At 39.7% G+C, this 25,588-nt stretch carries 30 protein-coding genes and 1 tRNA gene; 9 read left to right on the top strand and 22 right to left on the bottom strand.

Features of this window, described 5'->3' with window-relative positions; translation table 11 throughout:
* Positions 1 to 75 precede the first annotated feature (75 nt).
* The 7 genes from atpA to AC1PJP_RS08600 all read right to left on the bottom strand — a co-directional run bounded on the left by atpA (position 76) and on the right by AC1PJP_RS08600 (position 5,443).
* A complete protein-coding gene (gene atpA / locus AC1PJP_RS08570; protein WP_004795293.1) occupies positions 76 to 1,620 on the bottom strand; it encodes a F0F1 ATP synthase subunit alpha in 1,545 nt (514 codons plus the stop codon).
* Positions 1,621 to 1,666: 46 nt separating this feature from the next.
* The gene (locus AC1PJP_RS08575) at positions 1,667 to 2,203 is read right to left on the bottom strand and encodes a F0F1 ATP synthase subunit delta (RefSeq protein ID WP_004795294.1); all 537 of its coding nucleotides are present in this window, start codon (positions 2,201 to 2,203) and stop codon (positions 1,667 to 1,669) included.
* Between the two features lie 12 nt (positions 2,204 to 2,215).
* Entirely contained in the window at positions 2,216 to 2,686 is a 471-nt protein-coding gene (locus AC1PJP_RS08580) for a F0F1 ATP synthase subunit B (RefSeq protein WP_004795296.1), read from the bottom strand.
* Positions 2,687 to 2,724: 38 nt separating this feature from the next.
* A complete protein-coding gene (gene atpE, locus AC1PJP_RS08585; RefSeq protein ID WP_000424060.1) occupies positions 2,725 to 2,970 on the bottom strand; it encodes a F0F1 ATP synthase subunit C in 246 nt (81 codons plus the stop codon).
* 84 nt (positions 2,971 to 3,054) lie between these two features.
* Positions 3,055 to 3,930, bottom strand: coding sequence for a F0F1 ATP synthase subunit A (gene atpB / locus AC1PJP_RS08590; protein ID WP_004795298.1), 876 nt, complete (start codon positions 3,928 to 3,930; stop codon positions 3,055 to 3,057).
* 104 nt (positions 3,931 to 4,034) lie between these two features.
* Complete coding sequence (locus AC1PJP_RS08595) at positions 4,035 to 4,433, bottom strand: ATP synthase subunit I (protein WP_296527626.1); 399 nt, start codon at positions 4,431 to 4,433, stop codon at positions 4,035 to 4,037.
* Positions 4,434 to 4,603: 170 nt separating this feature from the next.
* Complete coding sequence (locus AC1PJP_RS08600; RefSeq protein ID WP_174729102.1) at positions 4,604 to 5,443, bottom strand: metal ABC transporter solute-binding protein, Zn/Mn family; 840 nt, start codon at positions 5,441 to 5,443, stop codon at positions 4,604 to 4,606.
* 127 nt (positions 5,444 to 5,570) lie between these two features.
* Between AC1PJP_RS08600 and AC1PJP_RS08605 the strand changes: the two genes are divergently transcribed.
* Genes AC1PJP_RS08605 through znuB form a run of 3 tightly spaced genes read left to right on the top strand, consistent with a single transcriptional unit; the run spans position 5,571 to position 7,642 of the window.
* On the top strand, positions 5,571 to 6,068 hold the full coding sequence (locus tag AC1PJP_RS08605) for a transcriptional repressor (RefSeq protein ID WP_005309148.1): 498 nt from the start codon (positions 5,571 to 5,573) through the stop codon (positions 6,066 to 6,068).
* Positions 6,041 to 6,829 (top strand): zinc ABC transporter ATP-binding protein ZnuC, encoded by a 789-nt coding sequence (znuC, locus tag AC1PJP_RS08610; RefSeq protein WP_479766817.1) that lies wholly within the window; start codon positions 6,041 to 6,043, stop codon positions 6,827 to 6,829. Before AC1PJP_RS08605 ends, znuC begins: the two co-directional genes overlap by 28 nt.
* 3 nt (positions 6,830 to 6,832) lie before the next feature.
* Complete coding sequence (gene znuB, locus AC1PJP_RS08615; RefSeq protein ID WP_476009753.1) at positions 6,833 to 7,642, top strand: zinc ABC transporter permease subunit ZnuB; 810 nt, start codon at positions 6,833 to 6,835, stop codon at positions 7,640 to 7,642.
* Position 7,643: 1 nt separating this feature from the next.
* Here znuB and AC1PJP_RS08620 read toward each other — a convergent pair whose 3' ends face one another.
* Positions 7,644 to 8,270: a LysE family transporter gene (locus tag AC1PJP_RS08620; RefSeq protein ID WP_023274342.1), complete on the bottom strand. Its 627-nt coding sequence runs from the start codon at positions 8,268 to 8,270 to the stop codon at positions 7,644 to 7,646.
* A gap of 159 nt (positions 8,271 to 8,429) precedes the next feature.
* On the opposite strand from AC1PJP_RS08620, the gene AC1PJP_RS08625 reads away from it, so the two are divergent.
* On the top strand, positions 8,430 to 9,350 hold the full coding sequence (locus tag AC1PJP_RS08625; RefSeq protein ID WP_192455753.1) for a Dyp-type peroxidase: 921 nt from the start codon (positions 8,430 to 8,432) through the stop codon (positions 9,348 to 9,350).
* Positions 9,351 to 9,395: 45 nt separating this feature from the next.
* Here AC1PJP_RS08625 and AC1PJP_RS08630 read toward each other — a convergent pair whose 3' ends face one another.
* A complete protein-coding gene (locus AC1PJP_RS08630; RefSeq protein ID WP_013199187.1) occupies positions 9,396 to 11,093 on the bottom strand; it encodes an NAD-dependent malic enzyme in 1,698 nt (565 codons plus the stop codon).
* Between the two features lie 496 nt (positions 11,094 to 11,589).
* Here AC1PJP_RS08630 and argS point away from each other — a divergent pair, with 496 nt between their 5' ends.
* Complete coding sequence (gene argS, locus AC1PJP_RS08635; protein WP_479766818.1) at positions 11,590 to 13,380, top strand: arginine--tRNA ligase; 1,791 nt, start codon at positions 11,590 to 11,592, stop codon at positions 13,378 to 13,380.
* A 154-nt stretch (positions 13,381 to 13,534) separates the two neighbouring features.
* Positions 13,535 to 14,149, top strand: coding sequence for an SPOR domain-containing protein (locus tag AC1PJP_RS08640; protein ID WP_416663432.1), 615 nt, complete (start codon positions 13,535 to 13,537; stop codon positions 14,147 to 14,149).
* A 40-nt stretch (positions 14,150 to 14,189) separates the two neighbouring features.
* Here AC1PJP_RS08640 and AC1PJP_RS08645 read toward each other — a convergent pair whose 3' ends face one another.
* The 7 genes from AC1PJP_RS08645 to guaA form a co-directional block, all read right to left on the bottom strand.
* Positions 14,190 to 14,858, bottom strand: a complete 669-nt coding sequence (locus AC1PJP_RS08645; RefSeq protein ID WP_035332057.1) for a glutathione S-transferase family protein — start codon at positions 14,856 to 14,858, stop codon at positions 14,190 to 14,192.
* 112 nt (positions 14,859 to 14,970) lie between these two features.
* The gene (locus AC1PJP_RS08650) at positions 14,971 to 15,378 is read right to left on the bottom strand and encodes an OsmC family protein (protein WP_005309135.1); all 408 of its coding nucleotides are present in this window, start codon (positions 15,376 to 15,378) and stop codon (positions 14,971 to 14,973) included.
* Positions 15,375 to 16,322, bottom strand: coding sequence for a pirin family protein (locus AC1PJP_RS08655; RefSeq protein ID WP_049838240.1), 948 nt, complete (start codon positions 16,320 to 16,322; stop codon positions 15,375 to 15,377). Before AC1PJP_RS08655 ends, AC1PJP_RS08650 begins: the two co-directional genes overlap by 4 nt.
* A 161-nt stretch (positions 16,323 to 16,483) precedes the next feature.
* Entirely contained in the window at positions 16,484 to 16,789 is a 306-nt protein-coding gene (locus AC1PJP_RS08660; RefSeq protein WP_016144037.1) for a DUF3861 domain-containing protein, read from the bottom strand.
* A gap of 21 nt (positions 16,790 to 16,810) precedes the next feature.
* Entirely contained in the window at positions 16,811 to 17,200 is a 390-nt protein-coding gene (locus tag AC1PJP_RS08665; protein WP_479766819.1) for a Fur family transcriptional regulator, read from the bottom strand.
* Positions 17,201 to 17,213: 13 nt separating this feature from the next.
* Positions 17,214 to 17,741 (bottom strand): PadR family transcriptional regulator, encoded by a 528-nt coding sequence (locus AC1PJP_RS08670; RefSeq protein WP_005309127.1) that lies wholly within the window; start codon positions 17,739 to 17,741, stop codon positions 17,214 to 17,216.
* Positions 17,742 to 17,929: 188 nt separating this feature from the next.
* Positions 17,930 to 19,498, bottom strand: coding sequence for a glutamine-hydrolyzing GMP synthase (gene guaA, locus AC1PJP_RS08675; protein WP_004795322.1), 1,569 nt, complete (start codon positions 19,496 to 19,498; stop codon positions 17,930 to 17,932).
* Positions 19,499 to 19,883: 385 nt separating this feature from the next.
* On the opposite strand from guaA, the gene AC1PJP_RS08680 reads away from it, so the two are divergent.
* Positions 19,884 to 21,101, top strand: coding sequence for a DUF445 domain-containing protein (locus AC1PJP_RS08680; protein ID WP_171056882.1), 1,218 nt, complete (start codon positions 19,884 to 19,886; stop codon positions 21,099 to 21,101).
* A 67-nt stretch (positions 21,102 to 21,168) separates the two neighbouring features.
* Here the strand turns inward: AC1PJP_RS08680 and AC1PJP_RS08685 are convergent, their stop codons facing one another.
* Positions 21,169 to 21,606 carry a DoxX family protein gene (locus AC1PJP_RS08685; RefSeq protein WP_004795325.1) on the bottom strand — a complete coding sequence of 146 codons (438 nt, stop codon included), beginning with the start codon at positions 21,604 to 21,606 and terminating at the stop codon, positions 21,169 to 21,171.
* Between the two features lie 194 nt (positions 21,607 to 21,800).
* Here AC1PJP_RS08685 and AC1PJP_RS08690 point away from each other — a divergent pair, with 194 nt between their 5' ends.
* Positions 21,801 to 22,448, top strand: a complete 648-nt coding sequence (locus tag AC1PJP_RS08690) for a DedA family protein (RefSeq protein ID WP_005309124.1) — start codon at positions 21,801 to 21,803, stop codon at positions 22,446 to 22,448.
* On the opposite strand, the gene AC1PJP_RS08695 is transcribed toward AC1PJP_RS08690, so the two are convergent.
* The 5 genes from AC1PJP_RS08695 to AC1PJP_RS08715 form a co-directional block, all read right to left on the bottom strand.
* Positions 22,449 to 23,039, bottom strand: a complete 591-nt coding sequence (locus tag AC1PJP_RS08695) for a LysE family translocator (protein ID WP_479766820.1) — start codon at positions 23,037 to 23,039, stop codon at positions 22,449 to 22,451.
* A 214-nt stretch (positions 23,040 to 23,253) separates the two neighbouring features.
* Positions 23,254 to 23,640 carry a hypothetical protein gene (locus AC1PJP_RS08700; protein ID WP_004795328.1) on the bottom strand — a complete coding sequence of 129 codons (387 nt, stop codon included), beginning with the start codon at positions 23,638 to 23,640 and terminating at the stop codon, positions 23,254 to 23,256.
* A 10-nt stretch (positions 23,641 to 23,650) separates the two neighbouring features.
* Complete coding sequence (locus AC1PJP_RS08705) at positions 23,651 to 24,493, bottom strand: ParA family protein (RefSeq protein WP_003655596.1); 843 nt, start codon at positions 24,491 to 24,493, stop codon at positions 23,651 to 23,653.
* A 76-nt stretch (positions 24,494 to 24,569) separates the two neighbouring features.
* Positions 24,570 to 24,962: a SirB2 family protein gene (locus tag AC1PJP_RS08710; protein WP_045437026.1), complete on the bottom strand. Its 393-nt coding sequence runs from the start codon at positions 24,960 to 24,962 to the stop codon at positions 24,570 to 24,572.
* A gap of 11 nt (positions 24,963 to 24,973) precedes the next feature.
* Positions 24,974 to 25,282: a BolA family protein gene (locus AC1PJP_RS08715; protein WP_000051228.1), complete on the bottom strand. Its 309-nt coding sequence runs from the start codon at positions 25,280 to 25,282 to the stop codon at positions 24,974 to 24,976.
* A gap of 229 nt (positions 25,283 to 25,511) precedes the next feature.
* On the opposite strand from AC1PJP_RS08715, the gene AC1PJP_RS08720 reads away from it, so the two are divergent.
* Positions 25,512 to 25,587: transfer RNA gene (locus AC1PJP_RS08720), tRNA-Gly, on the top strand.
* Position 25,588 lies beyond the last annotated feature (1 nt).

Genomic DNA, 25,588 nt, shown 5'->3' on the forward strand with positions numbered 1-25,588 from the left:
GCTTAACCTAGTATTCGAAAGCTCTTTCGAGCTTCCGAAGGTTGATCCGTGAACCAAACTTAACTAAAACTGAACTTAGTAAGTTTGAGTCGCTTTAAAGCTTTCAATACCTGCTTTGATTGCTGCTTCGATGTCTTTGTTGTAATCACCAGTTTCATCGATTTGTTTCATCAACGGAGCATATTCTGCGCGGAAGTAAGAAATTAACGCAGCATCAAAGTCTACGATTTTCTTAACTTCTACGTCAGCCATATAGCCTTCGTTAGATGCATAAACAGAAACAGCTTGGTCAGCAATTGAGTAAGGAGCATATTGCTTTTGCTTCATTAACTCAGTTACACGTTGACCATGTTCAAGTTGCTTACGAGTTGCTTCATCAAGGTCAGAAGCGAACTGAGCAAACGCAGCCAATTCACGGTATTGTGCTAAAGCAGTACGGATACCACCAGACAATTTTTTGATGATCTTAGTTTGAGCAGAACCACCAACACGAGATACAGAGATACCCGCGTTCACAGCAGGACGAATACCTGCGTTGAATAATGATGTTTCTAAGAAGATCTGACCGTCAGTAATCGAAATTACGTTCGTTGGTACGAATGCAGATACGTCACCTGCTTGAGTTTCAATAATTGGCAATGCAGTTAAAGAACCAGTTTTACCAGTTACTGCGCCATTAGTGAATTTCTCAACGTAGTCAGCAGATACACGAGAAGCACGTTCAAGAAGACGTGAGTGAAGATAGAATACGTCACCCGGATACGCTTCACGACCTGGTGGACGACGTAAAAGTAATGAAATTTGACGGTAAGCAACTGCTTGCTTAGACAAATCATCATAAATAATAAGAGCGTCTTCACCGCGGTCACGGAAGTATTCACCCATTGTACAGCCAGAGTACGGAGCTAAGTACTGCATTGCAGCAGGATCAGCAGCCGCAGCAGCGACAACAGTTGTATACGCCATAGCGCCAGTTTCTTCTAGCTTACGTACAACGTTTGCAATTGTTGATTGTTTTTGACCAATCGCAACGTATACACATTTAATGCCAGAATTTTTCTGAGCGATAATCGCATCGATCGCCATTGCTGTTTTACCAGTTTGACGGTCACCAATAATCAACTCACGCTGACCACGACCCACAGGAATCATGGTATCAACTGATTTGTAACCAGTTTGAACAGGTTCGTCTACAGATTGACGCCAAATTACGCCTGGTGCTACTTTTTCAACAGCATCAGTTAATTTTGCATCAATTGGGCCTTTACCATCAATTGGGTTACCCAAAGCGTCGACAACACGGCCAAGAAGTTCCGGACCAACTGGAACTTCAAGTACACGACCTGTACAACGAGCTTTTTGACCTTCTTGAAGGCTTAAGTAGTTACCTAAGACAACGGCACCCACTGAATCCTGTTCTAGGTTCAGTGCCATACCAAATAAGCCGCCGTCAAATTCGATCATTTCACCGTACATTGCATCAGCAAGACCGTGAATGCGCACGATACCGTCGGATACCATAACAATGGTACCTTCGTTTTTAGCGGTCGCGCTGGTGTCCAGATCGCTGATACGCTGTTTAATGAGCGCACTGATCTCGGATGGATTCAGTTGTTGCATTGCGCTATTCCTCAATCTTTTATTAGTTCAGTCTTCATCATTTGCATTATGCAAGAAGACGAGTACGCATTTTTTCAAGCTTGTTAAGCGCAGAATCATCTATCACTTGATCGCCTGCACGAATTACAACACCCGCAATAAGCTCAGGTTTAACTTCAACTGAAACAGTTACAGTACTGTTGAAACGCTTTTCTAAAGCAGATTTCAACAATTGCTCTTGTTCAGCAGTTAATGGGAAAGCCGATTCAATCACGACATCCACATTGTTGTTATTCTGTGATTTAAGCTGTTCATATTCTGCTTCAATTTCAGGTAACAACATTAAACGATCGTTATCTGCAAGAAGTGTCAAAAAGTTAGACACTGCTTGAGATTGACCTTCACCTAAAACTTTAGCAAAAAGCTTCACTTGCTCCACAGGAGTAAGTTCAGGGCGATTTAAATAAGCGGAAAATGCTTCGTCTTGCACCGCAGCACTGAGCACTTGTAACGCATTCGACCAATTGTCTGTTGCACCTTGCTCAGAAGCATAAGCAAATGCTGCTTTGGCATACGGACGTGCCAACGTCAAGAGTTCAGCCATGATTCGCCTCTCTTAAAGTTTAGCAGCCAGCTGAGACAGCATGGCATTATGAGCTTCTGCGTCAACTTGCTGGTTCAGGATTTTTTCTGCGCCAGTTACTGCCAAAGCAGCTACTTGTTGACGTAATTCTTCGCGAGCAGAATTGATATCTTGATCAACAGCTTCTTTAGCCTGTTGACGAATACGCTCACCTTCAGCCGCAGCTTGAGTACGAGCTTCTTCGATCAATTGTGCTGCACGACGGTTCGCTTGTTCGATCAATTGAGCCGCTTGTGCTTTAGCTGCATCAAGCTCTTGCTTTACTTGCGATTGTGCATCGGCAAGATCAGCTTTCGCTTTTTCTGCTGCATTTAAGCCATCAGCAATTTTACGCTGACGCTCACTAATCGCATTGATTAGTGGTGGCCAAACAAACTTCATGCAGAATGCAACAAAGAATGCAAACGCAATCGCTTGACCAATCAATGTGAGGTTGATATTCATTGCAATTCCTCAAATAGTGGATTTAGGAATTAAGATGATTAACCTACAAATGGATTAGCGAAGATGAAGAACAAGCCAATACCAACACCGATCATAGGCACAGCATCAAGAAGACCCGCGATTAAGAACATACGAGTTTGAAGTTGTGGAGCCAATTCTGGTTGACGAGCAACAGCTTCTAAAAAGCGACCACCCAAAAGACCAAAACCAATCGCAGTACCTAAAGCACCGAAAGCGATCAAGATAGCAGATGCAATTGCAACTAGACCTAAAGTGAGTTCCATGAAAAATTCCTCAGAGGTTAGGTTATTACCAAATTAAATTAAAAAAATTCAGCCCAACCATCGTTTGATAGTTAGGCAATACCATTAATGTTTTTCGCTTGCCATGCTCAAGTAAACGATGGTAAGCATCATAAAGATGAATGCCTGCAACGTGATTACAAGAATGTGGAAGATCGCCCAAGGCACAGACAACGCCCATTGAATCCAGAACGGCAATAAAGCAATTAGGATAAAGATCAACTCACCGGCATACATGTTACCGAATAGTCGGAGAGCTAATGAAATCGGACGAGCAAGGAATGTTACCAATTCCAAAATCAAGTTCACTGGAATAAGCAACGCTTTTGCAACTGGATTACTTGGGTTAAATGGGTTAAGTGCCAATTCACCAACGAAACCACTAACACCCTTTTCGCGGATGCTGTAGAACAAGATAAGTACAAATACAGATAAAGACATACCTAAAGTAATGTTTGGATCTGTAGATGGAACGATCTTGAAGTAAACGTGGTGAGGGTCCATACCAAATACGTTTGCACCTACAAACGCTGCAACTTGAGGAATCCAGTCAACTGGGATCAAGTCCATTAAGTTCATGAGGAAAATCCACACGAAAATAGTGAGTGCAAGCGGAGCGATTAAACGTGATTTGCCATGAAAAGTATCACGGACACTTGAGTCAACAAACTCGATGATCATTTCAATTGCAGACTGGAATTTAGTTGGAACACCTGCATTAGCAGCTTTCGCAACGATCCAGAACATCAAACAGAAAATAACACCAAGGCCAATTGACCAACCCATTGAATCCAAGTGAATTGCAGTGAACCCCATCGAATGAGCTTCTTCAGCAGTCTCAGCCAATTTCCATGTACCATCTGGCATTTTGCCATAGGTCATATTGGTCAAGTGATGCTTGATATACTCTGTCGAAGTGAGGGCATGTTCTTCAGCAGCCATAAATCACACCTGGTCAATGTCAATTACTAAAAAGAAGGGAAACGAACATCGGCGCACTGTCGATATCTCGCTGCCCTCCAAAAAATCTTCAATTCTTCTTGTTTCTACACCCGTTTTTGTTGACGTGACACCCAAAACGGAGCGACCCACGACATTGCCTGAACGAGAATAAAACCAAACAGCAATGCTAACGGTGATAAAGGTTTAACATTGCTCAAAATCAAAATAAATCCAACGATCATGATTGCAAATTTGCCTAACATGCCCCTATACATGTTAGACAGCACTTGTTTTGATGCTCTCGCACCTGCTGTCCTGAAGGATTGCCACGAGAAATAACTCATAGCAAGCCAGCAAACCAGTGCACCAAGTGCCGCACTTAATGCTGCTGTCATGTCTTTTATGCTCCACGCCACTAGGGCGGAAACAGGGATCATACATGCTTGTAAGAAGACCAAAGCTTTTGCTAATCGTCGGTCAATCAAGCGACTAGTTTGGCTCATTATTTATCCACTCACAGCATAAATGCTTGACAAGTTTAGCTGATGATCGCTTTTAATCGCAGGCATTATAGAGTTACACCCCTGAACATGCAATCTTTTCCCGACTTTAGTCGGGGTTTTTCATGACAGGTGGTGCTGACGCTACAGTCAGCCTTTGTTTATTTTTTATCTTACTTTTGCGTACTTAATACACATTTATCTGTTTTTATAGCCAGTTTCTTCCATGCAGTGACGAAATCATCCTCGTTATTCATGCTCTCGTCTACGGGTTGAAAAGTAATGTTACCTAATTTTTGATACTGACTTTTAGTGGTAAAACTTTCCGCTAACAAACACATCTGATCTTTTGGTCGATTATCATTAAGATACTTAATTTGAGCTGCTGTTGGTGCAACATGAGGATCATCTGTTAAAGCGCCTGCGAACTTTAAATTTAAAGAGCGTTCTAAATATTGATAGGCATCATGATACGACCAATACGGCTTACCATTACTTGTACTGTCATAAGCTTGTGCTGCCTGAAACATTTTGCGAGCAAAGATATTGGCATTATTCCAATATTTAGCCTTATTTTCAGGATGCTGCTGGGAACGTAAAGCCGCAATGAAGAAACCGATTCGAACCGCGTTGTTTGGTTCTAACCACACATGGGTATCTACTGTATTAGGTAAAGCCGCACCGCGGGTACTACGCAGGGGTAAAACAGAAACTATACCACTATCTAATAAGGCAATCGCTTTCTTATTATTACCTAACAATTTATTTAGAGGTGCTTCATGAGCCTTACCCAACCAAATTACCAAAGATGCATCATTAATTGCTTTACGGTGCGCTGGGGTTAATTGTACGTCATGCCCAGTTTGTCCCTTTAATAAGAGTTGTGGTTCCTCAATACCTTGAGTGACTTCTTTTGCAATCAGATAAATCGGGTGTGTAGAAACCACCAAACCCTGACTCCACCCTAACGTACTCAAAAGAGAGAACATACTGAAAACAAAAAAACGGAACATGACAGACCATCAATTTAAATTAGCTCGAAGCATGTTATAATATAACAAAGTTACAAAAATACCTAAGATTAATCGAATGAAGCATCGCTTCATGCTAATATTCCGTTAAAAATTCGAGGTTATTTCTATGAGTTCCTGCTCGCATGAACATCATGATTCTTTGCATGGTGTGCATGATCACCATAATGTCGCAAACCGTTTAGCTGAAGCAGAAAATTTATGTTCTGCGACTGGCGCACGACTTACGCCTTTGCGCAAAGAAGTTTTGGAACTCATTTTAAATGCTTCGGGTCCAATGGGCGCCTATGACTTACTCGCACGTATAAAAAGTCAAACTGATCGTCCAGCTGCTCCTCCAACTGTATATAGAACTTTAGATTTTTTATTAGAAAAAGGTTTGATCCATCGCCTAACTTCTATTAATGCCTATATTCCCTGTTGCCACCCTCGCGAAGGCCATCAAGCAGCATTCCTAATCTGTACCGAATGTCACATGGTTAAAGAAGCCTCTTCTCAAGGTTTAACTCACCAGCTTGACCAACTTGCAGCGTCAGATGAGTTCGTGGCTCAACACAGCATTATTGAAATTTCGGGGAAATGCCAACAGTGCCGCACAACTCGTTAAATCCTGTATTAATTCAGCTTGAGCAGGTTTCTGTTCATCGTGATCATCGGGAAATTTTAAAAAAAGTTGATTTTGCTCTACATCAAAATGAAATTGTGTCTTTAATTGGACCAAATGGTGCTGGCAAATCAACACTGATTAAAGTTCTACTTGGTATTCTCCAACCGAGTAGCGGACGTATTGTTAATTATAAAAAACTAAAAATGGCGTATGTGCCACAAAAATTTAATCCTTCACATAGTCTACCTTTACGTGTGCAAGATTTACTTGATTTAGAAAAGTGTAGCCCTGCCCTTCGTCAGGAAATTACTCAAGACACTGGTATCTCCAAGTTACAACAATCAAAAGTACAACAACTTTCCGGGGGTGAGCGCCAACGCGTATTACTAGCGCGCGCACTACTTCGTCAGCCAGATATTTTAGTTCTTGACGAACCGATGCAAGGTTTAGACATTCAGTCAGAAGCTGAACTTTATGAATATGTCCGTAGTCTGCCAGAACGATATGGTTGTGCAATCTTAATTGTTTCTCATGACTTACAATGGGTGATGGAAGGAACACACCGCGTAGTTTGTTTGAATAAACATATTTGCTGTAGTGGGTTACCCGAGAATATTCAACAACATCCTGAATATCAGGCTATCTTTGGAACTCAACGGGTTTTCTATCAACATCATCATGATCATTGCGCTCACGGTGATGCAGCACACCCCTGCCCTCATAATGACCGTCCTCACATCCACCCAGAACCGGAAGCTTAAGCCATGATGGAATGGTTACAATTATTGTTGCCCGCATGGATTATGGGAACCTTGCTGGTGTTTTTAACTGCCCCTCTGGGTTGTCTAATGCTTTGGAGACGCATGTCTTTTTTTGCTGACACTATGGCACACGGAACACTACTTGGGGTTGCGATTGCAGGTGCTTTAAGCCTTCCTCTTTGGCTGGGTGTTGCAGGCACTGCGGTTTTACTGGTCGCAATTTTATGGGCCCTACATGACAATCGTTTACCCAATGATGCGCTCTTAGCCTTATGTTCAGCGACATTACTTTGTAGTGGCCTTCTGTTTATTCAACATGTTCCAAGTTTAAGACCAGAGCTTTTAAGTTATTTATTTGGTGACTTGCTCAGCATTGATTGGCCCGACTTACCTGTTTTCACTTTAATCATTGCGCTATCACTCGCAATTCTTTACCGCTTTTGGCAGCCACAAATACAATTTGCAATTGATCCAGACATTGCAATTAGTGAAGGGGTAAATGCGAACTGGCAACGCCTTATTTTCATGCTGTTATTGGCTTTATTTACTGTATTAGCCTTACGTGCGGTAGGTTCTTTGCTTATGGGTGCATTACTCGTAATACCTGCATTAAGCGCTCGCCTACTAGCAAACTCACCAAAGCAAATGGTCGTTTGGGCATTTGTGTTAGCTCAGCTTGGGGTGAGTGTGGGATTATGGTCAAGCGCAGCACTCAACATCTCTACAGGCTTAAGTATTGTTTTATGCATGGCTTTAACTTTCGCTGTTATTTTTATAACTCAAAAGCTAAAAAATCAGACACAGGCGACCTAAATTAGGACGCCTGATGAACTGTACTCAATAATAAAGCCGCACAACTAAACATCACAGCAAAACCTCGATTCAAATATTTTTGCTGTTTAGGGGAGCGAAGTAATCTTAGAACCTTTGATGCTAACCCTGTATATCCAGCCATTACAATCAAATCAATCGTAATCATTGTTACAGCCATAATCAGGTACTGTATCCACTGAGGCTTACCCAAATCTAGAAACTGGGGTAAGACAGCCAATAGAAATACAATCGCTTTGGGATTACTAATATTGACCACAAAGCCATTTAGCAATAGTGCAAATACAGATTTATCTCTTTTTTCTTGTTGGATTTCTATATCTTTTATAGGTGCTGTCCACTGTAAATAAGCAAGGTATAACAAATAAATCACACCAAACCATTTAACAAACTGAAAAGCCAAAGGTGTCGTTGCAAATAAAACCCCTACACCTGCTGCCACCACCATAATTTGAAGTAACAAAGCGATTTGCAAACCAATCGCATTCCAATAGCCATGCCTAAAACCATAGTTTAGACCACTCGACATTGAAGCAATTGCTCCTGCACCCGGTGAGATACTAATGACCCAACAGGCCAACATATAAGCGAACCAAACTTGCAGAGACATAGCAAAAAATAGACTATAAAAGTGGAATTATACTGTTTTATAAAGCTATCTTAGTCAGAATTCAAACAATAAAATCAAGAAATAGACTACTAACGGCTCTTCGCATCAGGCACAATAATTAAAGCTCATACTAAATTATAATTGAGGAGATACCTTCCAATGACTGCTCAATCTGTCATTTTGCCATTGCCATCAGATCATGCTCGCTTCATTGTTCTTCGTTTAAAAGACTTATCAATTGATGAATTAAAAAAACAAATTGGAGCTTTATTTGAAGCACGAGACCGTCTAATTACTCAGCATTCTGATGCTCAAATTAAAACAGCAGTCGCTTTTGGTCCGGAACTATGGAAACAGCTCTATTCGCAAATTCCTGTAGGATTTAAACAGCTTGAGCCAGAACAAGGTGCATTCAACATGCCAGCTGTGCCAGCAGATGTACTCATTCATATTGCCAGCATGCGCTCTGATATTTGTTTTGCATTAAGCCAAGCATTTTTTGAAGGTATTAAAGATAAAGTCGAAGTTCTAGATGAGCGTGTTTGCTTCCGTTATTTCGATGGTCGAGATATTACAGGTTTTATAGACGGTACTGAAAACCCTCAGTTCCCAGATGACCGTGCAGAAACAGCTCTTCTACCCGAAGAGGCTGGAGTATTTGCCGATGGTAGTTTCATTTTCGCGCAGCGCTATGCACACGACTTAGAAAAATGGAAAAAATTGAAAGTTGATGCGCAAGAAAATGTTATGGGCCGCACCAAACTTGAATCTATTGAATTAGATGATGACGTTAAACCAGAAAATGCTCATGTTGCCCGCACTGTTGTTGAAGATGATGAAGGCGAAGAAATGGAAATCTTGCGCCATAGCCTACCTTATGGCGATGGTCGAGGCGATCAGGGCTTATTTTTCATTGCTTACACAAAAGACCTCGCCATTATTGATGCCATGTTAAAGCGTATGTTCGGCACAAGTGGAGATGGTATTCATGACCGTTTATTGCACTTCGTTACCCCACTTGATGGCGCTTATTATTTTGCACCAAGTGAAGAGTTGCTTGAAGAAATTCTAGAAGACTAAAAATAAAAAGAGGAGCATAAAGCTCCTCTTTTTATATTCTAATTCTTAGAAAGGAATACGCTTATATTTGCGGTATTCAGGTTTCCAGAATGATTGATCAATTTTCTGTTTCAACAAATCATCACTAATCGTTACAGCTACACCATCCGCCATTGCAGCTTTCGCAACTTCAAATGCAATAACTCTAGACACTTGTTGAATTTCACCCAACGGCGGCAATAAATCAGCTTGTGGATCTTTAAGCAATGGAGAACAATTTGCTAAAGCACTACTTGAGGCCATTAACATATTTTCAGTAACGCGTTTAGCACCCGATGCCACCACACCTAAGCCAATGCCTGGGAAAATGTATGAGTTATTACACTGAGAAATATTATAAAGTTTACCGTGATGATTCACAGGAGCAAACGGACTACCTGTTGCAATTAATGCTTTGCCTTCAGTCCACTCCACAATATCAGCAGGTACAGCTTCAACACGTGAAGTTGGGTTTGACAATGGCATGACTATTGGGCGTTCACAGTTTGCCGCCAGGGTCTTAATGATTTCTTCGGTGAACAAACCAGGCTGACCAGAAACACCAATTAACACTGTAGGCTTCGCATTTTTAACAACATCAAGTAGTGAAATCACTTCTTCAATATTGCCCCACTGATCAACCACCTCAGCTTTTTGTGCCAACTTACGTTGGAAGTCGAGCAAGTTTGGTTGATTCTCAGTGATCAAACCAAAACGGTCTACCATATAAACGCGAGCACGCGCTTCTGCATCGGTTAGCCCTTCAGCAACCATTTGAGCAACAATTTGCTCCGCGATACCACAACCCGCCGAACCTGCACCTAAGAAAGCAATTTTCTGATCTTTTAATTGCTTGCCAGCTGCACGACTCGCAGCAATTAAACTACCAACAGATACTGCTGCTGTTCCTTGAATATCATCGTTAAAACAGCAAATTTTATCGCGATATTTTTCTAAAAGTGGCATCGCATTTTTTTGTGCAAAATCTTCAAACTGAATTAATGCTTTTGGCCAACGACGCTTCACAGCATCAATCACCATATCTACAAATGCGTAATATTCATCGCCGCTAATACGCGGCTGACGCCAACCCATATAGATCGGATCATTTAACAGTTGTGGATTGTTCGTCCCTACATCAATTGTGATTGGTAATGTATAAGCTGGACTAATCCCACCACAAGCGGTGTAAAGCGAAAGTTTTCCAATAGGAATCCCCATTCCGCCAATACCTTGGTCACCAAGACCTAAGATACGTTCACCATCAGTAATCACGATGACTTTTACATTATTTTTATTTACGTTCTGCAAAATATCATCAATCACATCACGATCTGGATATGAAATAAAAACACCACGATGACGACGATAGATATCAGAGAAACGCTGACATGCCTCACCTACTGTTGGGGTGTAAATAATCGGCATCATTTCTTCAAGATGATTTTCGATTAGGTGATAGAACAAAGTTTCATTGGTATCTTGGATATTACGCAGATAGATATGTCGATTGATATCATCAGTGAAAGCGCAATATTGTTGATAAGAGCGCTGGCTCTGCTCTTCAATAGTTTCAATAATATGGGGGAGTAAACCGTGTAAGTTAAAGTTACTTCTTTCTTCTTCAGTGAAAGCAGAACCTTTATTTAAAAGTGGTAACTCTAAAAGTGTAAAACCTGCATATGGGATATAAAGGGGGTGTTTACTTGGGTGTCCTGATATCATTGCCTATCTCATTTTCCAGCTTAGAGTAGAGAAAAACACGTTTTTGTATGGTCTCTAAAACTCTTTGTGCGTATAAGCTTAAGCCTAATTCGTTCAAAATAGATATTTTAAACTGTGATGGTAAAATTGAAGACTATTTAGTTAAAACATGTATAAAATTAAACAATAAATATCAATACCTTAATAATTTTATATTTTTAAAAAATCTTTTATTATTTTAATTTTAGCGGCCTAAACCATATATTTTAATACTACCATATATTTCCCCAAGAAATAATAGTAGGTTTTTAGTGTCATTTACTGATTAGAAAATCACAGAAGGCTTGTATTTATTTGTTTTCAGAATAATGAGACAGTCCACCCTGCAATATTCATTTAAAAAATAATACTCGGTAAGTTTCACAAAAAGAATTACTCGAATATTAAATCCACTCCCCTAACTCCTAGGAAATTTGCTATATTTGACGTTTTTCTGCGACATCTATTTTCGATTGATATGAATACGGCAATACAAGCAGCTCTCGACCATGCAGTGCAAACTCTTCAACAAGAAGGGGTGCTTCCTTCCGACTGGAAAAACACAAGCAACTTAACACGCACCAAAGACCGAAGCCATGGCGACTTTGCTTGTAATATTGCCATGATCGGCTCGAAAGCTGCTGGTATGAAACCACGTGATTTAGCTGAGAAAGTTCTAACTGCATTACCAGAAGTTGCAGATATCAGCAAAGCTGAAATCGCAGGACCTGGTTTTATTAACTTCTTTTTAAATGCAGACCAGCGCTTTGCTATTCTTGATCAGATTCAAGCACAAAAAGAAATCTTTGGTCGCAGCCAAGCGAATGCGGCGAAAAAGATCCAAGTTGAATTTGTTTCTGCAAACCCAACGTCTAGTCTACATGTAGGACATGGCCGTGGTGCTGCATATGGTATGACTGTTGCCACGTTACTTGAAGCAACAGGTGCTAAAGTTGATCGTGAATATTATGTGAATGATGCTGGCCGTCAAATGGATATTTTGGCGACTTCTACTTATTTACGTTATTTAGAATTACTTGGTCAAAACCTTGTATTTCCAAAAAATGCTTATCAAGGCGATTACGTTAAAGAAATCGCACAGACTATTATTGATAAAGATGGCGATGCCTACCTTCGTGAAGTGGCTGATGTCTACAAAGATGTGCCAGAAGACGTACAATATGCAGAAGAACTAGATAGCGACGGCAATAAAGTCGTTTTATCTGGCGACAAAGAAAAACATATTGATGGTCTTATTGCCAACTCACAACAGTTGTTAGGTGAAGGCTACCGTGTATTCCATCAAGCTGCTCTTCATGCCATTTTAGATGACATTAAAGATGACCTTGCTGACTTCGGTGTAACTTTCAATCAATGGTTTAGCGAAGCGTCTCTTAGTGCAAAAATTGATGAAGCGTTAGAAACACTTGATCAACGTGGCTTCCTTTATGAAAAAGATGGCAACATCTGGTTTAAATCAACTGAATTTGGTGATGAAAAAGACCGTGTTGTTAAACGTCGTAATGGCCAAACTACATACTTTGCATCAGACATTGCATATCACTTGAATAAATTACAACGTGGTTATACGGACCTAATCGACATTTGGGGTTCTGACCACCACGGTTATATTTCTCGCGTAAAAGCGGCAATTGATGCGATGGGTTACGACTCTAAAAAATTAACTGTACTTTTAGTTCAGTTCGTAAGTCTATGGCGTGGTGGCGAGATGGTTCAAATGTCATCTCGTTCAGGTCAGTTCGTGACTTTACGTGACTTGCGTAAAGAAGTGGGCAATGACGCGGCTCGTTTCTACTACGTAATGCGTAAGAGCGAACAACACATCGACTTTGACCTTGACCTTGCTGTGTCACAAAGTAAAGACAATGCTGTGTATTACATCCAATATGCACATGCACGTATTTGCCGCATGTTAGAAAAAGCAGCAAGCACAAACCTACAATTCGATGTAAACACTGCTCGCCCGCATGCGGCACGCTTGTCTCTTGATGCTGAAACTGAAATTCTTTCTAAATTGGCAGCTTATCCAGATGCAGTGTTGCGAGCTGCAAATGCGTATGAACCACATCAGTTGGGTAACTATTTGAAAGAGTTAGCTGCCTTGTTCCACGGTTGGTACAATGAACATAAAGTATTAAGCGATGATGCCGAGCTTACACAAGCACGTTTATTACTTTCAATCAATGTACAACAAGTGTTGCGCAATGGTTTAGAATTGCTTGGTGTATCTGCACCAGAATCTATGTAAAAATTATATTGCATGACAGTAAATAAAGGTCATGCAATATATAGTAAGCAGTGGTTTGTAGAGTTAAAATAGCTGATACGAACCACTGTTTCAGCATCGTAATACGAGACTCAAACTCGAATTAAAACAATCAAAATACAGAGGAATAATCCACGTGTTTGGCAAAACGCAACGCGGTGTATCTGAAAGACCTAACAAGCCTAAAAAGCCCCTAATTCCTAAATGGTTAGGGACACTTGTCGCTATTTTAGCGGTCTTATGTATCGCTGTAGTGCTTATGCTTTGGAAACCTTGGCAACCTGTTCCCGCAAAAAATCAGATTACCTCTGAACACTATCAAGAAGAAGATACCAATAAAGACTATCGTTTCTACGATCTATTACCTCAACAACAAGTAACACCTATTCCGGAACAAGCGATTCCTGAGAGCAAAAATCAAGGTACAGCCATGATTGTTGAGGCACCAAGTGCAGCTCAACCAGCAGCTTCAGAAAGTGCAGGAATTGAAGCTAATCCATCAGCTACCGCTCCTCAGCAACCTACCTATATTTTACAGGTTCGCAGCTATAATGACCCCGATCAGGCCGACGCTCGCCGTGCAGAAATCATTTTGAATGGCTTATCTGCAGATGTAGTCAAAAGTAGTGAAAATGGACAAATATGGTACCGCGTTATTTCAGGTCCTTATGACTCCCAAGATGCTGCATTGGCCGCTCAACAAACCTTACAACACAGTGGCATTGATTCTATCGTGATCAAACGCAAGTAAACGGCAAATAAAAAAGGAACAAATAATTGTTCCTTTTCTTTTAAATATCAGCACAATTCCTTTCATTAGTACCCATTCCCTTTTGTTTCGCTTTCTGAAATGCGGGTCTTTGCTGAATACGATGTAAGAAAGCCTGAATATTAGGGTATTTCCCTTGCAAACGTGATTGCAAAGCTTCCAGTGGGAAACTCATTTGAATATCAGCAAATGAAAAATCGCCTGCGAAATATTCATGCTCTGCCAAATAGTTTTCTAAAAAACTAATATGATCTTTCATACGTGGGCGAACAAAATTTGCCTTCACGCCTTCCGTGATTCTTTTTGCTACTGGTTGAATTAACCATGGCACATGCTTGTTTACACTATTCATGACTAAAGTCATGACTAATAGTGGCATAAGTGAACCTTCAGCATAGTGCATCCAATAAATATACTGCTGTAAATCTTGGGGCTGTGTAGGTTTAAATTGCTGCTTCTGATCATAACGCTGCTGTAAATATTCCAAGATCACAGCAGATTCTGCGATGACTTGCTCATCATCAGTCAAAATCGGAGCTTTACCTAAAGGATGAATACATTTCAATGTTTCTGGAGCGGAATAGTTAGGTAAGCGTTGATAATAATGAATATCATAATCTAAGCTTAATTCTTCTAAAGCCCATAAAATTCGAAACGATCGCGAACATTCCAGGTGGTGTACACTAATCATGTTATTGCCTGCTTTTATTTTTCTTTTTACATAAAAAACAGCATGTGAACATGCTGTTTTATTCCATTTGTGGAATGGATATAAAATCATCCACCTCCACAAAATAGCATTTTTACACTGTAACAAGCACAGTATGAATGTCTAAACTACGTAACAAAGTTTTAGTCACTGGCGTTTTACTACATACCGTTAAGATTTTTTGCTGAAGTTCTTCATCTGGTAAGTCTTTAAAAACGATACGACGTTCAATATGTTCTTCATGCTCTCTATTGGTATGAAAATCAATTTCAACCGAGAATTCACCAAAATCATACCCCTTATGCTTCGCATACATTCTTAAAGTAATGAGCGTACACGCGGCTAAACTTCCGGTGAGTAAATCATAGGGTGCTGGGCCTTGGTCCTGCCCTTCAAGTTTTTCAGGCTCATCACAAAAATATTGATGACGTCCACTGGTGATTTCACCCTTCCATTGTTCAGCAAGAGGCTTTGCTTTACTACTTGCGATTACTGCTGTCATTTTGATGCTCTCATTTGATCTGGAAGAACAGGGGCTTCTAAACGTGCACCAACATAATCTGGAATTTCACCAAAACGCGCATCATGGTTAATCCATTGCTCGCGCGCTTCTTTTAAATCATCCATTGTACGTGCAACAAAATTCCACCAGAGTAAAATTGGCGTTTCAAACGGTTCACCACCAATCAAAAGAATACGATTGCCTTTTTTTACTTCAATCTCAATTTCACTCAGTCCAGTATCCAAAACAACCATGTTGTCAGCAGTTAACTCATGACCATTTACATGGGCAACACCTTCTAATGCCATAAAGCCATATTCATAATTAGGATTTAATGGAATACGGGTTTTAGTATCTTCGGTAGCAATTAAGTCGACACCCACTAACGGCGTATGAACCACTACTGGAGAAGTCGTTGCCAAATATTCACCTACAAGAACAGTAAATTCTAGACCGTCTTTTTCAACAACAGGTAGCTCTGGGTAATGTTCAAATTTCGGATCCATATTGCGCTTTTGATCTGGCAAAGCAATCCAAAGCTGCGCAGCGTGCATTTGAGTTTCTGTATCAGGCGCAACTTCTGTATGTGAAATGCCATGACCCGCCGTCATTAAGTTCACTTGCTTAGGTCGAATAAGTTGTTTTGAACCCAAGCTATCGGTATGCATCATGGTCCCTTCAATCATCCAAGTGAAAGTTTGCAAACCAATATGAGGATGAGGACCAACATCTAAACCATCACCCGCAGGAAAGGTGACTGGGCCTGCATGATCTAAGAAACACCATGCTCCAATCATTCGTTTTTGTCGGCTAGGTAAAGCCCGCTTAATGACTGTCCCCTGTCCAATTTCAGCAGAGCGAATTGGAAATTCCTGAATAAACTGATTGGCAAATTTCTCGCAATCCTTTGAATCAGAAATATCGTAATCATTATTATTGCTCATGATATTACTCTCTTTTACCTATGCTTTTGCAATGAGTTGTTCTAATGATCTTAACAATACACTCATTATTCAATATAGTCTTTTAGTAATACACAGGGTGTTATGAATGAGACAATCAATTTTTTTTAATTATAGAAAATAATAAAGCTGCATTGAGCAGCTTAAGATGATTGAGTTTTAACGAGCTGTTTTAAGTTTTTCATAAATTGCCCAAATTGAGGAAAAAACTCTTGAAATAGTGGATGGTCTCGATTTTCTAACATAACTTCACTAAATAACTTCAAGCCAACACCAAAAGATTTTGTAGTTTCATCGTCAAAAAAATCTGCTTTTTTTAAGCGCTCGACAATTTCAAAAATATCGTCATGATTTCCCGCATAGAACTCAAGACGTTCAGTATAGGTAGAGGCTTCTCCTTTCGCGTTTTTTAGATGTTGTACAGTGACATGATATTGATGTTGTTTCATATATAAATTCTCTATTTTAAATTAATGACTTTGAATAATTTCAACCTGTTTAAGGTCGACTTGAAACGCTGTAAACACTGACTGTAAAGACGCTAAAAATTCGTCTTGTTTAGCGACCGTTAAATCTGTACAGCGAATTTGCAATAATTGATCATTCTCGACTGTTGGCAAATTAAATTTAGCTTCATCCCGTTGTGGCTGACGATTTGAAATTAAACCCGCTCCGACTAAGTCGTTCACTACCCGATAAACTGTGGCTAAACTTAATTTCTGTTTTGGGGTATATAACTTTTGGTAAATCTGTTTAACAGTCAGATCTTCTGCTTGCTGCTGAATTAAAGACAAAACAGCAAGTCTTGGATGAGTGACTTTTAGGCCCGCTTCTTTGATTTTATGCTGTAGGTCTAACATTTCTATTTCCAACCTATAATCGCCCAATTGCAACCGCAGCTTGATCAATTTTTTCGGCAATTTGATAAATCTGCTCTTGCTGTAAACCTGCCGAGTTCAACTTCAAACGTAAGGCAGTCTTTAAGTTTTCCATTGCACGGTGAATTTCGATTAATTCATCATTACTGTGGATTTCTCGTCTTAAACGTAGTTTTTCTAATAGCTCATTCAACTTATCTTGTTGTTCAGTTAAGTAAGCCTCTCCGACCTCTGTGATTTGATATTGCTTACGCTCTACGTCTAGCAAATTAATTAAATTCATTTCTTCAAGACTAGTTAGCGTTGGATAAATTGTTCCTGCACTCGGGGTATAGCCATCGCCTACCAAATCACTTATTTCTTTAATAATTTCATAGCCATGCTTTGGGCTTTGCTGAATGAGGTGAAGTACTAAAAGTTTCATACGTCCAGCTTCAAAAAGTCTTCCACGACGCCCTGAACGGTGATGTTCTCGATGATGCCCATTGTGTTCAGCATGATGATGTTCTGATTGTTGTTTCATCTTTTAAAACCTAAAAATGATCAATTTATAATTATTAAGATATATCTTAATATATCTTTTTTCAAGAATAAGTAATAAGAATAGATCTATCATTTTGATAATTATCAAAATTAATTTTAGTCTTTAAAAGTTAAGTAATAAAAAAGGACGCTAACGCGTCCTTTTCCTTACCAACTAACTGGGGAAAATTATTCCCACTCAATCGTTGCTGGTGGTTTAGATGACACGTCGTATACAACACGTGATACATCTTTAATTTCATTCATAATACGTGTTGAGATTTTATCAACTAGTTCATATGGTAAATGTGCAAAACGAGCTGTCATAAAGTCAACTGTTTCAACTGCACGAAGTGCGATTACCCATGCATAACGACGGCCATCACCGACTACACCAACTGACTTAACAGGTTGGAATACGGCAAATGCTTGAGCTGTTTTGTCATACCAGCCGCTGTCGCGAAGCTCTTGCATAAAGATATCATCAGCAAGACGAAGAATATCTGCATATTCTTTTTTCACTTCACCCAAAATACGAACACCTAAACCAGGGCCCGGGAATGGATGACGGTAAATCATGCTGTGTGGTAAGCCAAGTGTCGTACCTAATTTACGAACTTCATCTTTAAACAAGTCACGTAAAGGTTCAACTAACTCAAACTCTAAATCGTCTGGTAAGCCACCCACATTGTGGTGAGATTTAATAACGTGTGCTTTACCTTGTTTACTTGCAGCAGATTCGATTACGTCTGGGTAAATCGTACCTTGTGCTAAGAATTTCACGCCATCAAGTTTACGTGCTTCTTCAGCAAAAACTTCAATAAACTCACGACCAATGATTTTACGTTTTTTCTCTGGATCAACTTCACCAGCCAATGCAGTTAAGAAACGTTGTTCAGCATCTGCACGAATAACACGGATACCCATGTTTTCAGCAAACATTTGCATTACTTGGTCACCTTCGTTTAAACGAAGTAAACCGTTGTCAACAAATACGCATGTTAACTGGTCGCCAATTGCTTTATGTAAAAGCGCAGCAACGACAGATGAGTCAACACCACCAGAAAGACCTAAAAGAACTTTTTCATCACCGATCTGTTCACGTAGTTGTTCTACACGCAAATCAATGATGTGCTCAGGTGTCCAAAGACCACCACATCCACAAATTTTATGAACAAAATTTGCAAGTAATTCTTCACCTTTTGCCGTGTGCGTTACTTCTGGGTGGAATTGCACACCATAGAAACGGCGTGTTTCGTCACTTACAGCAGCAACAGGACAACTTGGTGTGCTTGCAGTAATGCTAAAACCTTCTGGAATCTGGCTCACTTTGTCGCCATGGCTCATCCAGACATGAAGTTGGTCTTCACGATCTTGTAAGTTGCCAATCAGTTGGTCACGTTTAACGATATCAACTTCGGCATAACCAAACTCATGTACAGTACCTGGCTCAACTTTACCGCCTAACTGTTCAGACATGGTTTGCAAGCCATAGCAAATACCCAATACTGGAACACCCAACTCAAACACTACTTGTGGTGCACGTGGGCTGCCTTCTTCATGCACACTCTCAGGTCCACCTGACAAAATAATGCCATTTGGCTTAAAAGCGCGAACGTCTTCTTCAGACATATCAAAAGCATACATTTCAGAGTAAACGCCGGCTTCACGTACACGACGTGCAATGAGCTGGCTATATTGAGAGCCGAAATCCAGAATCAGGATACGATCTTCAGTAATTTGAGTATTGGTAGTCATGACAAACCACTAAATGGCAAAAGAATTAAGCGCGCCATTTTAACATTTTTCACGCTTCGGCGCACCGCAAATCATCATATATCTTATTTTTTTCATTTCTGAATCATTTCTATCGTTGAATTCTTTGACATAAATTAATATTTACTTATATTTATCAAACATCTGGATTAGTCTTAAAAACTTCATACGTATTGATAAATTCATCACATTCTATGCAACATCACCATGAATTTGATGTTAAGATGAGCCGATAAAACAGGCATTACCATGGAAAGGTAAATACCATAAGCGATATTTGTCTGTGCTTAAACAATTATCCATTTTTATGGCTTGTTGCCCCCTATCAAAATCAATAGAAATCTAAGGAACAACAATGCTTCAAACTATGATTGCAGATTTCCAGCAACATTTTTGGTTGTATATCTCTATTCCTTTTATGAGTGGTTTAATTGGCTACATCACCAAGGTAATCGCCATTCAGATGATGTTTTCGCCACTTGAGTTTAAAGGCATTAAACCATTTCTAGGTTGGCAAGGTATCGTGCCACGCAAAGCCGAGAAAATGGCAACAATTGCTGTTGAGCTCATGACAGCCAAACTCATTAAACCTGAAGAAATTTTTGCACGCCTAGATCCTAAACGTATTGCCAAAGAAATAGAAAAACCACTGCTTGCCGCAGCTGAAGATATTACCCGTGATGTTGCGCAAGAGTATCAGCCGGGATTATGGGAAGGCATGCCAGAGTTTGCGCGTCAAAGACTCATTCGTCGTGTGCAATCAAAAGCGCCCGAGATTGTTGAGCACATCATGAGTGAAGTACAACGTGATGTGAACCGATATTTTGATATTAAACATCTTGTTATTAGCAACTTGCTTAAAGACAAACGCCTACTCAACAATATTTTTAAACGAGTGGGCAAACAAGAATTTAAATTTTTTAGTAATGTCGGATTTGTATTTGGCTTCGGCATTGGTGTGATTCAGATGCTGTGCTGGATTATCACACAAGGTAAATACCCTTGGATGCTGCCAATGTTTGGCGGCTTTGTGGGTTTTTTCAGTGACTGGATTGCATTACAAATGATGTTTAGACCACTTTATCCTAAGAAAATATTGGGCTATACGTGGCAAGGTTTATTTATTAAACGTCAAAATGAAGTTGCCGCCGACTACGCAGCGCTAATTTCCAAACAGCTTTTAACTTCTCGCCACATGATGGAAGAATTATTTTCTGGTACACATTCTGCGCGTGTTATTGATCTGGTTAACCGCCATGTCAAACAAGAAATTGATATGCAAGCAGGTGTGATTCGTCCACTTGTTGTTTACGCAATTGGCGGAGAAAAATATCAGGATATGAAATCGCAAGTTGCTGAACGTATTATGCAACGGCTTCCAGAGACGATGAAATACGTAGAATCTTATGCAGAAGATGCTATGAATATTCGCAGTACTTTAATTGAACGTATGCAAAAACTAACACCATCTGAATTTGAAGGTATGTTACGCCCTGCGTTTAAAGAAGATGAGTGGGCACTTATTGCAGTAGGTGCAGTACTTGGTTTTGTTGTTGGGGAATTACAAATCCAGTTCATGCTCTAATTTTACGTCCCTAGAAATAAAAAAAACCGGATGAGTTGATCATCCGGTTTTTATTTTGTCTTGAATATTATTTCTCGATTGCATGATCCAAACTAATACGTCCAGCACCATGAAGCATCAGAAAGAATAAACCACCTGCCATTGCAAGGTTTTTCATGAAATGGATGCCATTGTTATATTGTGCCGCTGCATCAGCACCACCTTGGTGGAATAAAAATGCAGTAAGAATACTAAAGATTCCAAGTCCAAAAGCTGCAAAGCGTGCTTGGAAACCAAATAACAAGGCTAAACCACCACCAAACTCAACCAAGATCACTAAAGGAAGAATTCCAGCTGGAACCCCCATTGCTTCCATATATCCAGCAGTTGCTGCATAACCAGTAATTTTCCCCCAACCTGCAACAAGGAAGATATAGGCGATAAGAAGACGCGCAATAAGGCTAATGAAACTGTCTGCGCCTGATTGCGTTACGATATTTTTGACCACTACATTTGGATTAAACATATTGCCACCTTTATTTAAATGCTTATTTATTGATGAGCTCATTCTAGGTTTGGGACATTGATAATTAAATACTCAAAATCCATATATATCGTTGCATAAACGAGATGATCAATTTGTATTTTTTTGATGCTTTATACTGACTTTCTATAGGCTCACTGCTAGGATTTGAGCACGGTTTACCACTTGCTCTTATCATGGAACTTATTGATTTTATTCTACACGTTGATCAACATCTCGCCGAATTTATTATAAATTACGGAACGTGGATTTATGGCATTCTATTTTTAATTATTTTTGTTGAAACCGGTTTAGTGGTTATGCCGTTCTTACCGGGAGATAGTTTGCTATTTGCAGCTGGTGCTTTAGCAGCATCTACAGGTGCGATGGATCCATGGGTACTGGGTACTCTACTCTTCATTGCTGCCGTTTTAGGTGACACGGTAAACTACCATATTGGACGTTTTATCGGTCCACGTGTGTTTGAAATGAATTCCCGATTCATTAATAAACAGCACTTAGTTAAAACTCAAGAATTCTTTGCTCGCCATGGCGGCAAGACGATTATTTTTGCTCGCTTCGTTCCATTTGCCCGCACCTTTGCGCCATTTGTTGCTGGGGCTGGTAGTATGAATTATAAGTTTTTCCTAACTTATAACCTGATTGGAGCATTGTGTTGGGTCGCTTCTTTTGTAACTTTAGGCTATTTATTTGGAAATATGCCAATCGTTAAAGATAACTTTACCCATCTTATTTTCGGCATCATTATTATTAGTGTTTTACCTGGCATCATCGGATTTCTACGTGAAAAACTCAAAAACCGAAAAGCCAATGTTCGAGACTAATTAGAAGAAACGGAATACCACCGGAAGCATACATAAAATGAGCAACATAGCCGATCCTTTATATAAATGATCGGCTTTTATTTTTTTGATTGGACCCGCTAACAACGCTCGTCCAAAAAGCATCCAGAAACTTGCTGCCGGAATCAGAATTAATGAAAAAACACCAAACACGATGAGAAAATTTTCAGGCGAATTCCATGCTTCAGCAGGAAAAATCCCCGCTGCAAACAACAAAGCTTTAGGATTTTTTAAGGTAGATAAGAATAATTGACGTGGTCGAATATTACGGTGACTTTGACTGAACTGTTGTAAGTGGGTGTTCTTCCATAAGTGAAAAGCAAGCCAGAATACATAGAACACACTCGTAATATGCAAAATGAGCAGCAGTGCTGGCCAAATTGGAGCGGCTAAATGAATAAATACAGCCCAAAAGCTAATCCCGTAGGCATAGCCTAACCATTCCATTGGAATAAGCCAGAATGCTTTAGATAAACCTTGAGAATGAGCAGCGGTTGCAAGTAAAGCATTTGTCGGACCCGGAATAAGCAACACAGCCAACATTGCCAATACAAAAAACCAACTCTCAATCATAAAATTTCCACAACATCCAAGATGGGGCCACCTTAAACGAAATAGGCAAAATATAGCAAGTTTGTGAGGGCTTTTGATTATAGAAAACACAGAAATTATTAAGCTTTAAAATTTCAAATGTATTGATTTATATTGATTTTATTATGAAACATTTTGCTAAACTTTATTCATCACAATATGCCTTAATTAGCATATTGTGATGCAAAATCGACTATTAATTCGTCTTTTTTCGAACAATAATTGGACAGTTTTTGAATTGAGCAGCCTGAACTATGGCTTCTTGCTGACCTAAAACACGTGAAAGTTCAGTATTTTTCGTTGAAGAAGATTGTCCCATATTGACAGAGATAGATGGACCGAATCCCCAACCGCCTCGTCCCCAGCCGCCACCGAGTCCAAGTCCAACACCCATACCGGTACTTTTCGGAGTTTGGACACCATTGTCGATATATTGTTGGATACGGTTATATTCACTTTGCAGCTGTTGGCAGCCCAAAGATTGATATTGTGTCGGAGACACGTAAGTCGGTTTTACCGTCGTCGCACAAGCGCCTAGTAATAAAGTGGCTGCCACCAAAGGCGCAATATATAAGCCTTTCATCATTTTTCTCTTATCGTTTTGGCTCAATTTCACCAAACAATGTCTCATAAGCTTGAGTCAATTTATGTTCTGGTGCCAAATGAGCCAAAGGTAAATTTTTCTGATGCGATTCTTTCATTAAAACCGAAGGCGGTAACATGCTATTAAGTACAGGCAAACCTTCATCTTTCAACTGCTGAACCACTTCCCGAGGTAATTTTGCTTGAGCTTGAAATTGGTTGACGACAATTCCTTCAATTTCCAAGCGATCATTATGATCATCTTGCGTTTCGAGAACATTTTCAATCAATGTTTGTAACGCGCGCTTTGAAAAGACATCACAATCGAAGGGAATTAAGACTTTATCTGCTGCTATCAGTGCTGACAAAGTAAAAAAGTTAAATGCAGGTGGTGTATCTATATAGATACGATCATATCGTCCAATTAAGTTTTGAATTGAATCACGTAATTTATAAATTTTATGTTTACTTTCAAGTGCATGTTCAAGAGCACCAAGTGTTGGGCTGGCAGGAAGCACGTCTAATTTTGCAAAAGGAGTTGAGTGTACAAAGCTATCAATATCTTTATTTCGTGGGGCTTTTAAAATCGAACCTAACGCATTACCGATTAAACCCTTTTGTTGATTGTTTCCCAACACATCATCAAAGAAATTTTCGATATTTGGTTCTATAATTGATTTTTCAGCAGAATAGGTTGCGTCATCCCCTAAAAGGTACTGACTAGAATTGGCTTGAGGATCAAGATCAATGACCAATGTCCTTAAGCCATGTTTGGCACTAATTGCGGCCAAATTTACAGTAATACTTGATTTCCCTACACCGCCTTTTTGGTTAAACACCACACGAGTTAACATGTTTCCCTCTGCATATTTTTTTACTGTACGCAGTTTAACCTAGAGCTTAAGCAAAAAGGCAAAGAATGTAGAACAATTAAGCAAAAACAGGCTTCACAATCACTAAAATAATAATAGCAATAAATGCGATAGCGCTAATCATTAAACCGGCCCTACGTTGCGCTAATAAAAGAGTGTCATCTTTTTTAAAGGCTTTCATAAGGGAAGATAACAAGACTAAAAATAGAATAATTTTAGCGTAAAACCACGGCTGTACCTGAAAGTCTTTCATGACCAATAAAATTGCGCCAGTAATAAAAACTACGGTAAATGATAGATGTTGTAAGGCAACTAATATTTTACGTCCCGCCGGATTTGGTTGTTCACCTTGCACGCCTACAAACAGAGTTGAAGCGCGTAATACAAAAACTATAAGTGCGGCAGCCACCGCGGTCATGTGAATAATTTTAGTCAGTAAATGTGCATCCATGAAATTAACCCTTAGCTTTTAGGTGCATGTGCACATTCTGGGCTAGCAGGTGCCTGACCTTGCCACTCACTTGGTAAATAAGCATGAATTGCTAAAGCATGAATTTGCCCTGGATTCATTAAATCTGAAGCTAAGGCATAAACTTTTTGATGGCGTTGAACCAAACGTAATCCGTTAAATTCTTCACTCACTACAATCACTTTAAAATGTGACTCTTTACCTGGGAAATAACCACCATGTCCAGCAGACTCATTGATAACTTCCAAATGGCTAGGTGCAAGGGTTTGTAACCGTTCAATCAATTGTTGTTCAAGACTCATAGCTTTTCCTTTACGATTATTCGTATATTTGAACCTAGTATACCCTGTCTGCACACAAACAAAAGTTGCTCTTGTATGCTTTGGCCTCAAACAAAATGTCTATTTATTCGGCAACTTAACGATAAAAATACATCTAATTGCTCATTTCTGATTTTATTTTATGCAATCAGCATATTTATTTGCATAAAGTTGTTGACCCATGTTTCGCTTAATGTATTATAAGCGGCACGCGGGAATAGCTCAGTTGGTAGAGCATAACCTTGCCAAGGTTGGGGTCGCGAGTTCGAGTCTCGTTTCCCGCTCCAA

It is taken from the genome of Acinetobacter sp. V116_7, from assembly GCF_056735735.1.